Origin of the sequence: Arthrobacter sp. ok909, from assembly GCF_900104405.1 — a bacterium.
Lineage (GTDB): Bacteria > Actinomycetota > Actinomycetes > Actinomycetales > Micrococcaceae > Arthrobacter > Arthrobacter humicola.
On record NZ_FNJS01000014.1, the window covers coordinates 57,433 to 72,490 of the forward strand.

The 15,058-nt window shown below is 63.1% G+C and carries 15 protein-coding genes; 13 read left to right on the forward strand and 2 right to left on the reverse strand.

Annotated features, from left to right (window positions below):
- On the reverse strand, positions 1 to 906 hold the full coding sequence (locus tag BLR03_RS12860) for a sugar ABC transporter substrate-binding protein (RefSeq protein WP_217639783.1): 906 nt from the start codon (positions 904 to 906) through the stop codon (positions 1 to 3).
- A gap of 10 nt (positions 907 to 916) precedes the next feature.
- Here BLR03_RS12860 and BLR03_RS24425 point away from each other — a divergent pair, with 10 nt between their 5' ends.
- Positions 917 to 1,069, forward strand: a complete 153-nt coding sequence (locus BLR03_RS24425; protein ID WP_175460532.1) for a hypothetical protein — start codon at positions 917 to 919, stop codon at positions 1,067 to 1,069.
- 262 nt (positions 1,070 to 1,331) lie between these two features.
- Here the strand turns inward: BLR03_RS24425 and glmS are convergent, their stop codons facing one another.
- The gene (gene glmS, locus BLR03_RS12865; RefSeq protein WP_091253106.1) at positions 1,332 to 3,221 is read right to left on the reverse strand and encodes a glutamine--fructose-6-phosphate transaminase (isomerizing); all 1,890 of its coding nucleotides are present in this window, start codon (positions 3,219 to 3,221) and stop codon (positions 1,332 to 1,334) included.
- 137 nt (positions 3,222 to 3,358) lie between these two features.
- Here glmS and BLR03_RS12870 point away from each other — a divergent pair, with 137 nt between their 5' ends.
- From BLR03_RS12870 to BLR03_RS12925, 12 genes are all read left to right on the forward strand, one after another.
- Positions 3,359 to 4,414, forward strand: coding sequence for a substrate-binding domain-containing protein (locus tag BLR03_RS12870; protein ID WP_091253108.1), 1,056 nt, complete (start codon positions 3,359 to 3,361; stop codon positions 4,412 to 4,414).
- 49 nt (positions 4,415 to 4,463) lie between these two features.
- Positions 4,464 to 5,519, forward strand: coding sequence for an ABC transporter permease (locus BLR03_RS12875; protein WP_091253110.1), 1,056 nt, complete (start codon positions 4,464 to 4,466; stop codon positions 5,517 to 5,519).
- On the forward strand, positions 5,516 to 6,355 hold the full coding sequence (locus BLR03_RS12880; RefSeq protein ID WP_091253111.1) for an ATP-binding cassette domain-containing protein: 840 nt from the start codon (positions 5,516 to 5,518) through the stop codon (positions 6,353 to 6,355). The genes BLR03_RS12875 and BLR03_RS12880 overlap by 4 nt, the downstream gene beginning before the upstream one ends.
- Positions 6,352 to 7,266, forward strand: a complete 915-nt coding sequence (locus BLR03_RS12885) for an MBL fold metallo-hydrolase (RefSeq protein ID WP_091253113.1) — start codon at positions 6,352 to 6,354, stop codon at positions 7,264 to 7,266. The genes BLR03_RS12880 and BLR03_RS12885 overlap by 4 nt, the downstream gene beginning before the upstream one ends.
- Positions 7,256 to 7,918 (forward strand): bifunctional 4-hydroxy-2-oxoglutarate aldolase/2-dehydro-3-deoxy-phosphogluconate aldolase, encoded by a 663-nt coding sequence (gene eda, locus BLR03_RS12890; protein WP_091253115.1) that lies wholly within the window; start codon positions 7,256 to 7,258, stop codon positions 7,916 to 7,918. Before BLR03_RS12885 ends, eda begins: the two co-directional genes overlap by 11 nt.
- Positions 7,919 to 7,997: 79 nt before the next feature.
- Positions 7,998 to 8,837 carry an SDR family oxidoreductase gene (locus BLR03_RS12895; protein WP_091253117.1) on the forward strand — a complete coding sequence of 280 codons (840 nt, stop codon included), beginning with the start codon at positions 7,998 to 8,000 and terminating at the stop codon, positions 8,835 to 8,837.
- A 6-nt stretch (positions 8,838 to 8,843) separates the two neighbouring features.
- Positions 8,844 to 9,911 (forward strand): galactitol-1-phosphate 5-dehydrogenase, encoded by a 1,068-nt coding sequence (locus tag BLR03_RS12900; RefSeq protein ID WP_091253119.1) that lies wholly within the window; start codon positions 8,844 to 8,846, stop codon positions 9,909 to 9,911.
- Positions 9,908 to 10,957, forward strand: coding sequence for a zinc-dependent dehydrogenase (locus BLR03_RS12905; protein ID WP_091253121.1), 1,050 nt, complete (start codon positions 9,908 to 9,910; stop codon positions 10,955 to 10,957). The genes BLR03_RS12900 and BLR03_RS12905 overlap by 4 nt, the downstream gene beginning before the upstream one ends.
- A 42-nt stretch (positions 10,958 to 10,999) precedes the next feature.
- On the forward strand, positions 11,000 to 12,529 hold the full coding sequence (gene glpK, locus BLR03_RS12910) for a glycerol kinase GlpK (protein WP_091253123.1): 1,530 nt from the start codon (positions 11,000 to 11,002) through the stop codon (positions 12,527 to 12,529).
- A gap of 9 nt (positions 12,530 to 12,538) precedes the next feature.
- Positions 12,539 to 13,501, forward strand: coding sequence for a shikimate dehydrogenase family protein (locus BLR03_RS12915; RefSeq protein ID WP_091253124.1), 963 nt, complete (start codon positions 12,539 to 12,541; stop codon positions 13,499 to 13,501).
- A complete protein-coding gene (locus BLR03_RS12920; RefSeq protein WP_091253126.1) occupies positions 13,498 to 14,088 on the forward strand; it encodes a glucose-6-phosphate isomerase in 591 nt (196 codons plus the stop codon). The genes BLR03_RS12915 and BLR03_RS12920 overlap by 4 nt, the downstream gene beginning before the upstream one ends.
- Positions 14,089 to 14,141: 53 nt before the next feature.
- On the forward strand, positions 14,142 to 15,047 hold the full coding sequence (locus tag BLR03_RS12925) for a phosphoglycerate dehydrogenase (RefSeq protein WP_254788464.1): 906 nt from the start codon (positions 14,142 to 14,144) through the stop codon (positions 15,045 to 15,047).
- Positions 15,048 to 15,058 lie beyond the last annotated feature (11 nt).

Consider the following 15,058-nt stretch of genomic DNA (forward strand, 5'->3'; position numbering starts at 1 on the left):
TCAGCTGACCTTCCACAGTCCCTTGTAAAGGCCCACCGCGTCGAAGTCTCCATCCCAGCCGCCGGAGGCCGGGGCATTTTCGGCGGTGACGAGTTTGCCGGTAACGCCCTGGTCCTGGGGCTTCTGGCCGCTGAAGATCCTGTTCAGATTGTCCACCTGGCCATAGCCGGCCCGGCCGAAGGCAAATCCGATGGAGGCCGCCTGGAACCCGCCTTTGCGGATCATCTCTGTGTTGGCGACGTCCGCGTCCACGGAAATCCCGAAAGCCTTCTTGGAGTCAGCCAGTCCGGCCTGCTGCAGACCCTGGGAGAAGAACAGCATGGCCGCGTCGAATCCTGCAAACAGCACGTTGTATCGGGGGTTGCTGCGCGCCAGTTGGGCCACCCGTCCGGGGGCCACGGTGCTGATTTCACCGGCCAGGAAAGAACTTTCCGCGACCTGCTCGCAGCCCGCTCCGGCGGCCTTGCAGTCATCGATGAACTGCTTAAGCCCACTCACCCGGGCCTTGACGGTGTCGAATTCCGGATCCGTCAGGACGATGAATTTGGGGGCCGAGTTGAAGCGCTTACGGGCTTCGAGGAAAGCGAACTCACCGAGCAGATAGCCCGCCTTGTTGTTAGCGTCCAGGGCGGGAATCAACGACTCGTACAAATCATCCTTGTTACCGCACATATTGCAGGTGACTGCGATGCCTGCGTCTCGCGCGGACTTGATATCGCCTTGGACTGCAGCGGCGTCAATGGACGTCAGCGCGATGGCATCGACTTTCCGCGAAACTGCCCGCTGGATAGCGGCGGAGATCTTGGTGCTGTCGCTCGCGGGGTCGTCAATGGTCGCATCCCAGCCAAGGAGCCGTGAGGCTTCCTGCGTTGAACGGGCCGGTCGGGCGCACCCTTCCACGGCCATGGAACAGGGGATGATCACGATCTTTTTGGCCCCGGCGGAGAGCGATGCGCTGGCCGGGACGGGGTTGGTCGTTGGGGTCTGCGGCGCGGTGGCTGCCGCGACATCAGCGGTGACCTTGGTTGTAAACGCTGCCGAAGCGGCGGAATTCGTCTGTGATGTCTGACTTGATTGCGCGGACCCACAGGCCGTGGTCAGCAGCATGAGACAGGCAAGCAAGGCCACGGCCGCGCTCCCCCGTTTGTGGTTTCTCCGTTGAAACATGTTGGGCCTCTCTGAATGCCATTGCAGTGGCTGGCGGCAGTATTTCGGTGGCCGGGACCAGTTGGGGACGCAATGGGTCTTGCCCTCATTGGCAATAGCATCAAGGTAGCAGGAATTTCCCACCATAACTAGATATTTGGTAGGAATTTCTACACCTAAGCGTGTCATTCCACAGTGACGGACTTCGCGAGATTTCGGGGCCGATCAATGTCCAGCCCTTTGGCGCCGGCCAGGCTGGCTGCAAAGAGCTGCAGCGGGATGGCAGTCAGCAGGGGCGCCAGCAGGGGGCTGGACGCCGGCACGGTCAGCAACGCATCCGCCGTGGTCGCGGCATCACCCTCTTCCGCGATGGCGATGACCCGCCCCCCGCGGGCCTTGATTTCTTGGATTGTGGACATCATCTTCGCGTGCAAGACCGGGCTCGCGGCCGGCGAAGGCATGATGACCATGACAGCCTGGCCCGGCTCGATGAGGGCAATCGGGCCATGCTTGAGCTCGCCGGCGGCGAAGCCTTCGGCGTGGATGTAGGCCAACTCCTTGAGTTTCAGGGCCCCCTCCATGGCAACCGGGTGCCCGACGTGCCTACCGATGAAGAGTACTGCTGTCACGTCGGCCATTGATGCGGCGAGAGCCTCGATTTGGCCTGCGCCTGCCAGCACACTCTGGACCTTTCCCGGCATGCCGGCCAGTTCCCGTGCTGCGGCTGAGATTTCCGTCGGGTCTCCGGAGCCCCGCATCTGGGCGAAGTATAAAGCGAGCAGCAGTGCGGCTGTCACTTGGGTCAGGAACGCCTTTGTCGAGGCCACAGCCACCTCGGGTCCTGCGTGCGTGTAGAGCACCCCGTCGGCTTCACGGGGAATGGTGGCGCCGACGGTGTTGCAGATCGCGAGGACCGTCGCACCCTGTTCCCGCGCGTATCGAACGGCCATCAGGGTGTCCATCGTTTCGCCTGATTGCGAGATGGCAATCACGAGCGTGCGGTCGTCAACCAGTGGGCTCCGGTAGCGGAATTCGTGCGCCAGATCGACTTCAACGGGTATGCGGCACCAGCGTTCGAGCGCGTATTTGGCAATTTGGCCTCCATAGGAGGCGGTGCCGCAGGCCACGATGACGATCTTTTGAATCCTCGCCAGTGCTTTGTCGCTGATTCCAAGCTCCCCCAGCGAAACTGCTCCGTCCGAGCCAAGCCGGCCACTGAGGGTGCGGCGGACGGCTTCGGGTTGCTCGTGGATCTCCTTGGCCATGAACGAAGCGTGGCCATCTTTGGTGGCTGCGGCGGCCTCCCATTCGACGGTGAATTCGGTCCCCGCAGCGGGTCGGCCGCTGAAGTCGGTGATGGCTACCGCATCCGCCGTGAGGCTGACAACCTGGTCCTGCCCGAGTTCGACGGCGCGGCGCGTGAAATCGATGAATCCAGAGACGTCCGATCCCAGGAAATTCTCACCGTCACCAAGGCCCACCACGAGAGGGGAATCCCGGCGGGCAGCCACGATGAGGCCCGGGTGGTCGGCATGCACCGCAAGGATAGTGAACGACCCCTCCAGCTCCTGGCATGTCCGGCGCATCGCAGCGGCAAGAGGGTCGGCACCGGCCCGATCCCCGTCCAGGCTGCGGTAGTGATCCGCCAGAAGGGCCGCCGCAACCTCGGAATCGGTCTCCGAACGGAACACGTGGCCCCGGGCTACCAGCCGGCTCCGCAAAAGTGAATCGTTCTCGATGATCCCGTTATGTATGACGGCGAGCCGGCCATCGTCAGCCAGGTGCGGGTGGGCGTTTACATTGGTCGGGGCCCCGTGCGTCGCCCACCGGGTGTGCCCGATGCCTACCGTTGCTGCCGGCAGGGGCTCCGTTTCCACGAGCGCCGCGAGGTTCGCCAGCTTTCCGGCCTTCTTGCGCACATGAACGCTCCCCCCGGCCAGGACCGCGACTCCTGCGGAGTCGTACCCCCTGTATTCCAGGCGTCGAAGGCCCTCGAGGACCACACTTACCGCCAAGCTCGTCACCGCGGCCTCAGCCGATCCTACCCTGCCCGTATATCCCACAATTCCACACATGAGAATGACCCTACTTGAGGTTGGAACTTTCTTCCGAAAGTTATTGCATGGTTGAAAATTTCTGCTACTGTAGTGACCAACAGCACCCCGAAGTTCAGAGCGGCGACGCTCGTGGACGCGAGAAAGGCTCTTGAAGAATGTTGACCCGTACACAAAGGCGTGCACCGAAGATCAAAACCGCAGCGGCCATCCTGATCGCGGCCGGACTCGCCATCGGAGCTTCCGGATGTTCCGGAGCCTCAGGCAGTTCCAAACCGCTCGTCGGGCTCATCACCAAAACCGACGACAACCCGTATTACGTCAAGATGCGCGAAGGCGCCCAGCAGAAGGCAGCGGAACTCGGCTTCGAGCTGCAGGCGCTGTCCGGCCAGGGCCAGAGTGACAATGACTCCCAGGTCAAAGCGATTGAAAATCTGATCGCCCGGGGAGCGAAGGGCATCATGATCGCCCCCTCCGACTCCGAAGCCATCCTTCCCGCCATCAAGAAGGCACGCGACGCCGGCGTCTTTGTCGCCGTGCTGGATTCCCCCACCAATCCGGCCTCGGCCGCCGACGCAACCTACGCCACGGACAATTTCCAGGCCGGAGTACTCATCGGGAAGTGGGCCGCCACCCAGTTCAGCGGCAAACAGGCCCGCATCGCCATGCTGGACCTGAGCCCCGCCCAGGTCGCCGTCGACGTCCAAAGAGACCAGGGATTCCTCCAGGGGTTCGGCATCGACGTCGCCGACAAATCCAAGATCGGCGACGAGTCAGACTCCCGCATCGTCGGCCACGAAGTCACCAACGCCAACGAAGCTGGCGGCCGGACCGCCATGGAGAAGCTCCTCCAGCGCGACCGGAGCATCAACCTCGTCTACACCATCAACGAGCCGGCCGCGGCTGGCGCGTTCGAATCCATCAAGGCCGCAGGCCTCGAGAACAAAGTGACAGTGGTCTCCATCGACGGCGGCTGCCCCGGAGTCAAGGACGTCAAAGCCGGAGCCATCGGGGCCACGTCAATGCAGTTTCCCCTGAAGATGGCCGGTGACGCGCTTCAGGCCATCAGCGCCTACATCAAGGACGGCACCAGGCCTGCAACCAGCCAGGGCCTGGACTTCACCAATACGGGCGTGACGCTCATCAGCGACAAGCCTGCCGCCGGAGTCGACTCCAAGGACACGGCCTGGGGTCTGGCGAACTGCTGGGGATGAGCCCCATTCCCCCAGGACACCACCTCTTTGAACAGCGAAGGTACACACAATGAAGTCCGTATCATCACCGCCAACCGCGCCGGCACCCCCGCGCCGGGTCGGGGAACGCCTCGTCGACCAGCCGCAAGTCCCGCTCCTGGGCCGCATCCAGCGGGCCATGCACGCCCACCCACTGCTGGGGCCGACTGCCGTGCTGATCCTCGCCTGCATCTTCTTCACCGTCGCGGTCGGACCCCGTTTCATCGAACCCCTGAACATCTCCCTGATCCTGCAACAGGTCCAGATCATCGGCATGGTCGGCATCGCACAGACCCTGATCATCCTGACCGGAGGCATTGACCTGTCCGTGGCAGCAGCCATGGTCTTCTGCACCGTGATCGCTGGCAAGCTGGCCGCCGAAGCGGGCACTCCCCCGCTGTTGGCGCTGCTCCTGGCCCTGTTGACCGGTGCAGTGTGCGGATCCCTCAACGGCGCCCTGGTCACCCGGTTCCGGGTACCGCCCTTCATCGCGACCCTCGGCACCCTCAGCATCTTTACTGCCCTTAACCTGTACGTCTCCGGCAGCCAGACAATCAAGGCAAATGCACTGCCTGACCTGCTCCTGTGGCCCGGCCAGACGTTTCGTGTTCTGGGGGCGCCGGTAACGTTTGGCTCGATCCTCGTCCTGGCAGCCTTCATCGTCGTCAGCTACATCCTCCGGCGCACCGCCTGGGGCGAACACATCTACGCCGTCGGAGACAACGCCGAAGGGGCACGCCTGAGCGGTATCCGCACCAGCAGGGTGCTCATGAGCGTCTACATCGTCGCCGGCGTCATCTGCGCCATTGCCGGATGGCTTCTCATCGGGCGCGTCGGCTCCGTCAGCCCGTTCTCCGGAGAAGGCGTAAATCTTGCCAGCATCACAGCCGTCGTCATCGGAGGCACCAGTCTCTTCGGCGGCCGCGGACACGTGCTCGGCACACTGCTAGGCGCCCTGATCATCGGGGTGTTCAGCAACGGTCTGACACTCACAGGCGTGGACGTGCTCTGGCAAGTCTTCACCACAGGCGTCCTGGTCATCGTGGCCGTCGGCCTGGACCAGTGGACACGAAAGGTCGCAGGATGACAACGACAAGCAACCCCGCCCGGACCCGGCAGATCACGCCAATCCTCTCTGCCCGGAACCTCGTCAAACGCTACGGTCACGTCACCGCACTTGCCGGAGCGGACCTGACCCTGTACCCCGGAGAAGTCCTCGCCGTGATCGGAGACAACGGCGCCGGGAAATCATCCCTCATCAAATGCCTGTCCGGCGCAGTGGTGCCCGACGAAGGAGAAATCAAGGTCAACGGAAAACCCGAGCGCTTCCGCACCCCGCTTGATGCCAGGTCAGCAGGAATCGAAACCGTCTACCAGCACCTGGCCTTGGCCCCAGCCCGGGACATAGCGGCCAATGTCTTCCTGGGCCGGGAGCTCCGCAAGCCGGGACCCCTTGGATGGGGACTGCGGATGCTGGACCGCAAGACCATGCGCCAGGAAACGGCGAAGATCCTCGGCGACCTCGGTCTGTTGACGATCCAGAACATCGGCCAGGCCGTGGAAACACTTTCGGGCGGTCAACGCCAGGGCGTCGCCGTCGCCCGCGCAGCAGCGTTCGGAAGCCGCGTCATCATCATGGATGAACCCACAGCCGCGCTGGGCGTGAAGGAATCGGCCAAAGTCCTCAACCTCATAGCCGAGATCAGAGACCGGGGAATTCCGGTCATCCTCATCAGCCACGACATGCCGCACGTCTTCGAAGTAGCCGACAGAATCCACATCCAGAGGCTCGGCCGGCGGATCGCTTGCGTGCAGAAGACCGAGATCACGATGAACGACGCCGTTTCCCTCATGACCGGAGCCCAGACACCCCCGGAAGACCATGATCCCGAAACCATCCCCGAGCGGCTGGTGAGGCAATGAATTCCCAGCCCATCATTCGCACCCTGGCAGACGGACCCGGTCTGGGCTACCTGACCAAGGCAGCTACACCATCCGAGGACATCAAACTCTGGTGGCTGGGCCAGGCGGGATTTGCACTCGAACATGTCGGACGCAGGGTACTTCTCGACCCCTACCTCTCGGACAGCCTCGCCACCAAGTACGCCGGCACCATATTCCCCCACACCCGTCTCCACCCAGTGCCCGTGGACCCCTCAGAAATCCAAGGGGTCAGCGCAGTACTTCACAGCCACGCCCACACCGACCACCTGGACCCGGCTACCGTGCAGGCACTCCAGACGCGGAACAGCCCCCGGTTCATTGCCCCGAGGGCGCGTGCCCAGATCGCCCTGGAACGCCACGTCCCGGCCAGCTCATTCACACCGGTCACGGCCGGTGACCGGGTCGAACTGGCACCGGACATCACGGTCACGGCAGTTCCCGCCGCACACGAAACACTCGAAACCGACGAGCACGGGGACTCGGTGTTCCTGGGCTACGTCATCGACATCGCCGGATTCCGGATCTACCACTCAGGCGACTGCGTCCCCTACGAAGGCCAGTCCCAACTGCTCCGTCAGCACGGCGTGGATCTGGCATTGCTGCCCATCAACGGCCGCGACAGCCACCGGCTGACAAACGGCGTACCCGGAAACTTCACGGTTGAAGAAACCATCGGGCTGTGTTCGGCAGCGCGCATACCCGCCATGGTGGGGCACCACTTCGGACTCTTCGACTTCAACACCATCAACCCCGACGATGCCGCCGCCGAATTTGCCCGCACTGCGGGAGATCTTCAGTGGACGGTCCCGACCGTCGGGCGACCTTACAGCATCACCGTACCCAGGACAGACGTTGTCCTGCAGGAAGAGAGCATCAGTCATGAACGCTGAGGATCTGGAAGATACGCTTCGCCGGCTCGCCATTGTCCCCGTCATTGAGATCGAATACGCCGACGACGCTATCCCGCTCGGCCGGACGCTGGTCGAAGCCGGTCTTCCCATCGCGGAAGTCACCTTCAGAACGGATGCGGCCGCCGAAGCAATTGCCCGCATGGTCGAGAACGTCCCCGGGCTTCTTGTCGGAGCCGGCACCGTACTGTCCGAAGAGGACGTGGACGCCGCCGCAGACGCCGGCGCGCATTTCATCGTCTCTCCCGGCCTCAACGCCGCCGTCGTCCGGCGCGCCCGAGAACGTTCCGTGCCGATCATTCCCGGCGTCACATCGCCAACGGAAATTGAGGCAGCCAGGTCCCTTGGGCTGCGACTACTGAAACTCTTCCCGGCCGAGGCCATAGGAGGCATCCGGCTGGTCCGGGCGCTCAGCGCACCATACCCGGACGTGTCCTTCATGCCGACCGGAGGAATCACGCCCGAGACGGTCACAGCCTGGCTGGGACAGCCTTCCGTCGTCGCGTGTGGCGGCTCCTGGATCGCCGCCCGCGACGCCGTCGCAGGCCGTCGCTGGGAAGAAATACGCACCAACGCAGCGCAGGCTGCCGAACTCGCCGCCGACGCGGTCCGATCCCACGCGGCATCATCGTAACGGCCGCCGCGTCCCGCCGGATGCCGGCCCTACCCGAACACTTTTCTGCAAGTTCCATCATCCAAGAGGAGAAAACAAAATGAGCGAAACATACGTCCCCCAGCCCGGAGTTGCCTTGGCCGGCAAAGTCGCCGTCATCAGCGGAGCAGCGTCCGGAATCGGCGAGGCCGTTGCCCGGATCTTCGCCGCCAACGAAAGCAAGGTCCTGCTCGTGGACATCGACGAAGAACGACTGGAAAAGGTTACCGCCAGCATCCGCGGCTACGGCCGGGGAGAAGTGCACTCCATCCTCGCCGACGTCACCGACGAACAGTCCGTCATCGACCTCTTTGCCTGGGCCAAGAACACGTGGGGCAGCGTTGACCTCATCGTCAACAGCGCCGGACGCGACTCCCTGGCCCCACCGGTAGTGGACGTCACCCTTGACGAGTGGAACAAGACGATGACCCCGAACCTGACGGCCGTGTTCCTGATGTGCCGGGAGGCCTTCAGGATCATGGAAAAGCAGGAAAACGGCGGACGCATCATCAACATGGGTTCGTCCTCGGCGCGCGTCGCGTCCGGACCCGGGCACAGCCCGTACCGCGCATCCAAGCACGGCCTGATGGGCTTCAGCAAGAACATCCTGCTCGAAGGCAAGGACAAGAAGATTGGCGTCACCGTCATCAACCCGTCCCACGTCAAGACCCCGATGACCGAAATCATCGACAAGGGCCTCTACGACGGCGACGTCCCCGCCTACATCGACGGCTGGCTTGACGAGAAGGAACTCAACGAAGGCATCCACGCCAGCTGCATCGAGGTGGACAACGTCGCCGAAATCACCCTGTTTGTGGCAACGCGGACCCCCGACGTCACCATCCCGCAGATCGCGCTTTACCCGACGCATAAGGCCCACCGCTACGGCATGGAGGTCTAAGACACCATGAAAGCTGCCATCCTTAACGGACTCAACGATCTGGAATACGCGGACATCCCGGATCCAGACCCGGTCGGGGACAACCCCGTGCTGGTGCGTGTCGGCGCCGTCGGAGTCTGCGGATCCGATGTGCTCCGTTACGGGCACGGCAAGGCGTATCACTACCCCCTGGTGCTAGGACATGAGTTTTCGGCCATCGTCGAGGAAGCCCCGCACAGCCCCGGCCTTACGCCGGGGGACCGCGCGGCGGTCTTTCCGCTGCTACACAGGCACGATGACCCGATGTCCGAGATCGGCGAATATGCGCTGGGCACCGGATACGACTACTTCGGCTCCCGCAGGCACGGTGCCATGTCCGAGAGGATGTGGGTGCCAGAGCGCAGCATCTTCCGCGTTCCAAACGACATGCCCCTCACCCACGCGGCCATGGTGGAACCTGCCGGAGTTGCCCTGCACGCCATGCTGAAGGTGCAGATCCCCACCCATGCCACGGCCCTGGTGATTGGAGCCGGCCCCATCGGCGCCCTCGCCGCGCAGTGGCTGCGGATTCTGGGCTGTTCCCGTGTCCTGGTGGCCGATATCGACGACCGCAAGCTGGATATCATGACCGGCCTCGGCTTCGAGACTCTCGATGCCAAAACGGGTGACACGGCCGAACTTGCCAAGACAGCCACCGGCGGGTGGGGTCCGCAGATCGCCGTCGAGGCGACTGGAAATCCGAACGCGCTGGTCCAGGCAATCGACGCAGCGTCAGTCCAGGGGCAGGTGGTCCTTCTCGGGGACCTGAGCGGGGACCTGCATCTGGCCAAGACCGCCGTCTCCTCTCTCCTGCGGCGGGAATTGCGGCTCTACGGGACGTGGAACGCCAAAGTTGCGCCCAAGGGCCGCAGCGAATGGGACATGGTCATCGCCCATCTGGGCCGCGATCTCCACGTGGACGAACTGATCAGCCATGTCCTGCCCCTCGAGGCGGCGCCCGCAACATTCAGGAAGCTCACCGACCGGGAGATCTGGTACAACAAAGTGCTCTTCGCTGTTTCGGACGAGGCGCAGGCGGAGGTGCGGACCCAGTGAAAGCAGCACGCCTCCATTCCCCGGGCAACATCACAGTCGACGAAATCCCGACGCCAATTGCGGGAGCCGGCGACATCGTCATCAAAGTCCGGGCAGCGTCAATTTGCGGAACTGACCGGCGGATCGCCGCCAACGGGCACTTCAAACTGCAGGACGGCACCCCACGCGTGCTCGGTCACGAATTTGCCGGGGAAATCATCGAGGCAGGCAGTGAAGTGGTGGGCTACGCCGTGGGTGACCGGGTCAGCGTCACGCCGAACGTCGGCTGTGGGCGATGCGCGAACTGCCTCGTGGGCTTGAACAACATGTGTCCCTCCTACGAAGCCTTCGGCATCACCATGGACGGCGGCTTCCAGGAGTACGTGCGCATACCCGGCTTCGCCATCAACCGGGGCAACGTGTTCCACTTGCCCGGGAGCGTGACGTACGCAGACGCGGCCCTGGTGGAACCACTTTCTTGCTGCTACAACGCTGTCAGCAAGCTGGGTGTGGGGCCCACCACCACGGTGTTGATCATGGGCGCCGGACCCATCGGCGCCTGCCACGTCATGCTGAGCAAACTCTACGGCGCCCGGAAGATCATCGTCTCAAACAACAGGCAGCCGCGTCTGGACTTCGCTGCATCCGTCGGGGCCGATGTACTGGTCAACCTCACCGAACGTGACCTTGCCACCGCGGTGGATGAAGAGACCGGAGGCCGTGGCATAGACGTTGCCCTGACGTGCGTGTCCAAACCCGAAGTGCAGGCCCAGGCGGTCCAGCTGCTGGCCACCCACGGTCGCGTGAACTTCTTTGCCGGACTCGGTAAGGCACAGACCGTGCCGCTGGACACCAACAGGGTCCACTACCGGGGCCTGACACTCACGGGGACGACAGGGTCAAGCAACTCCGATTATGCCGAATCCCTTCGGCTCGTCGGAGAACGCCGCCTGGACCTCTCGCCACTGGTCAGCCAGACATTCACACTGGATGACATCGAGAAGGCTATGGCCTACGCAGGATCGGGCCAAGGGATGAAAGCCATGATCCTTTTCGAATCGAATTAACGCGTTGCACCAACCCGCAACGCGCACAGAAATGGATCGGCGATGACGACGAAGTACATCATGGCGCTGGATGCCGGGACGACCGGCATCCGGGCAATAATTTACAACTCAGACGTGGAGATCGTAGGCGAAGCCAGCCAGGAATTCACCCAGATCTACCCCAAGCCGGGGTGGGTGGAACACGACCCCATGGAAATCTGGAACACCCAACTCGCCGTGGCCCGCCGCGCGCTGCTGGGGGCCAACATCGACCCGCACGACATCGGTGCCATCGGCGTGACCAACCAACGCGAAACAACAGTCATCTGGGACCGCGGCACCGGCAAACCCATCATGAACGCCATCGTCTGGCAAGACCGGCGAACAGCAGGCGCGTGTGACGGCCTAAAGGAGAAGGGCCTGGAGGACCATGTCCGCTCCACAACGGGCCTGGTCATAGACGCCTACTTCTCCGGCACCAAGATTGCGTGGATGCTGGACAATGTGCCTGGTGCACGCGTCCGGGCAGAGGCCGGCGAACTGTGCTTCGGCACCATCGATAGCTGGCTCATCTGGAACCTGACCGCCGGGGCAGCGCACGTCACGGACTACTCCAACGCTGCCCGGACGATGCTGTTCAACATCAACACGCTGGACTGGGACGACAAACTGCTCACCGAGATCGGCGTACCCCGGCTCATCCTTCCCGAAGTGCGTCCCAGCAGCGAGATCTACGGATACACCTGCGACGGAATCTTCGCCGGCGCCCACATCCCGGTAGCCGCGGCCATCGGCGACCAACAGGCAGCCTTGTTCGGCCAGGCGTGTTTCGACCGCGGAATGGTCAAGGCCACCTACGGCACGGGCGCCAGCCTGGTCATGAACACCGGAGACAAGCCCGTCAGCTCGGCAAACGGCATGCTGACCACGATTGCCTGGGGTATCGGTGGCAAGGTCGAGTATGCGCTCGAAGGACTGATCTTCGTGGCAGCGGCGTCAATCCAATGGCTGCGGGATGAGCTGCGGGTCATCTACGACGCGGCCGACAGCGAATACGCTGCGATGCGGGTCGAGGATTCCGGCGGGGTGTACGTTGTACCCGCGTTCACCGGCCTTGCTGCACCCTACTGGGATCCGTATGCCCGCGGGGCGATCCTCGGACTCACGAGGGGATCGAGCCGGAACCACATTATCCGGGCCACCCTGGAATCCATCGCGTTCCAGATCAAGGACGTGATTAATTGCATGGAAGCCGACGCCGGTCTCCCCGTCTCGGAAATCCGGGTCGACGGTGGGGCTGTGCGCAACAACTTCCTCATGCAGTTCCAGGCCGACATGGTGAACGTCCCGGTCCTCCGTCCACGCCAGGTGGAATCGACCGCGCGGGGTGCTGCGCTTCTTGCGGGCCTGGCCTGCGGATTCTGGAACAGCCAGGACGAACTACGGGACACGTTTGCGCTCGACCGGGCCTTTGTCCCGGACATGTCAGAAGAAAAGCGCTCGGCCCTGTACGCCGGCTGGCAGAAGGCCGTCGCCCGCGCCTGCGACTGGGAAGAACACGAATCCACCATCCCACCGACCACCAAACTCTAGGAGCGCCCTGTGACGCTACTGCCCGCCGTCGAACCGACGATGTACTTCATCGGTGTCACGACGAACAAATCCTCCATCATGAAAGTCTTCCCGGCTTGGGCCAAAGAGCTTGGCCTGAATGCGACCCTCAAAGGCATTGATCTGCCGTTGGGCGCGCCACGGGAGGCCTACCGGGACGTCGTCGGTTTCCTGAAATCCGACCCGATGTCGCTCGGGGCACTGGTGACGACCCACAAATTGGACATTGTCAGCGCTGCCCGCGACCTCTTCGACGACTTTGGCCCCGACGCGCAGCTCTTGCACGAGATCAGCAGCATCAGCAAACGGTCCACGCACCTCTGGGGCAACGCCATGGACGCCGTCACCAGCGGCCTGTCTCTGGAAGCCATCCTTCCCGAAAACTACTGGGAAGACTCGTCGGCAGACCTGGTATTGCTCGGCGCCGGCGGGTCCTCGCTGGCACTCACCCTGTACCTGCACCAGCGCGCCGCCGCTGGCCTGCCCGGTCCCAAGAAAATTATTGTCACCAACCGCCGGAGTCTGCGGCTTGAGGAAATGCGGGAAATGCACGTCAGGATCAGCAGCACGCTGCCGATCACGTACGTCCAGGCAACGGAGGAAGCGACCAACGACGACGTCGTTGCCAACGCATCTCCCGGATCCCTGATCATCAACGCCACCGGACTGGGCAAAGACCGTCCCGGTTCGCCGCTGACTGACAGTGTCACCTTCCCCCAGGGAGCCATCGCCTGGGATTTCAACTACCGCGGCGATCTGGTCTTCCTCGACCAGGCCCGGGCGCAACAGCCGGAGCTTCAGGTCCGGGTGGAGGACGGCTGGGTGTACTTCATCCACGGCTGGACCCGCGTTATCGCCGACGTATTCAACATCGACATTCCGACCCGGGGAGCGGACTTTGACCGCCTCTCCGACATTGCCCACACCGTATCCCAGAAGGAGAACCTCTCATGAACACCACCCCCGCAACGACTGTCGAGGCAGTCGTCACCGACTTCAACGTCGTCACCGGACTGTCAAACAGCAAAGCCCCCCTGCAGCGCCGCCTGTCTGCCATGGCCGAGATGTACGCCGACCAGGAGGCCGCCGCCGCTCAGCTCGCCAAGGAGGACGTGCTCGTGTACGAGTTCTTCGACATGGGGGTCCCCTCCACCAGTGGCGACGTGGCATACGGAACAAGCATCACGTATCCGGGAAAGGTGGGCGATGAATACCACATGACCAAGGGACACTTCCATGAAGTCCTGGACACGGCGGAAATCTACTATTGCCTGAGCGGACGCGGTTACATGCTTATGGAAAACCCTGAAGGTGACTGGCAGGCGGCCGAATTCACCCCGGGCCAGGCCGTCTACGTCCCGCGCCGCTATGCCCACCGCAGCATCAATGTGTCCGATACCGAGCCGCTCGTAACTTTCTTCGCCTTCCCCGGACACGCCGGCCACGACTACGGGACCATCGAAACTAAGGGATTCCGCAAGCTGTGCGTCGAAAGCGACGGCAAGCCGGAGTTCACTGACAATCCCCGTTGGCAGGCCTGAGCTCCATGCCGCCAACTGGAACAACAGCCACCGGCCGGAAGGGCCGCATCGCAGTGACCCCCCGCTCACTTTCGGGCGGGGGGCACCCTGCCCTCAGGCTGCTGGAAGACGCCGGATACGATCTCGTGTTTCCGGCCCCCGGCACCGTACCCAGTGAGGAGCAGATCCGGTCCTCACTGAGGGACTGTGTGGGCTATCTAGCCGGGACCGAAGTCCTTTCCGGCGCGTTACTGGAAGAACTTCCGAACCTTCGGGCCATCTCCCGCAACGGCGTGGGCGTTGACTCCATCGACCAGGAGGCAGCTGCTCGTCTTGGCATAAGTGTCGTCACGGCACCGGGAGCAAATTCCCAGGGAGTCGCGGAACTAACGATCGCGCTCATGCTGGCCAGCTGCCGCAGTATCCCTTGGCATGACACGCAACTGAAATCAGGGGATTGGAAGCGCCGGCAGGGCCGCGAAATCTCCGGCCAGGTTCTGGGTGTCATCGGGTGCGGACAGATAGGCCGCCGGGTGGCCTCCCTGGCTTTGGGACTGGGGATGAAAGTGCTGGCGTTCGATGAATACCCCCTGGCATCCTTCAATCCGTCTCCCGATTTCTCTTGGGCGCCATTGGAGACTGTCCTGTCAGCAAGCCAGATCGTATCGCTTCATATGCCGCCCGCAGGCCTCCCGGTCCTTGGCGCCGAGGCGATAGGACTGCTCCGGGACGGCGCCATCGTTATCAATACGGCCAGGGCGTCGCTCATTGACGACGCAGCAATGCTGCAAGCTCTGGACTCCGGACGGGTGGACACTCTCGCCACCGACGTATTTAGCTCGGAACCGCCTGCGCCGAGCAAATTGATTTCGCATCCGAGGGTCATCACCACCCCGCACATCGGTGGATACACTAAGGAAAGCGTGGATCGAGCCACCGAAGCCGCGGTGGAAAACCTGCTGAACGCGCTGGCCACATAGCCCTAGACCGG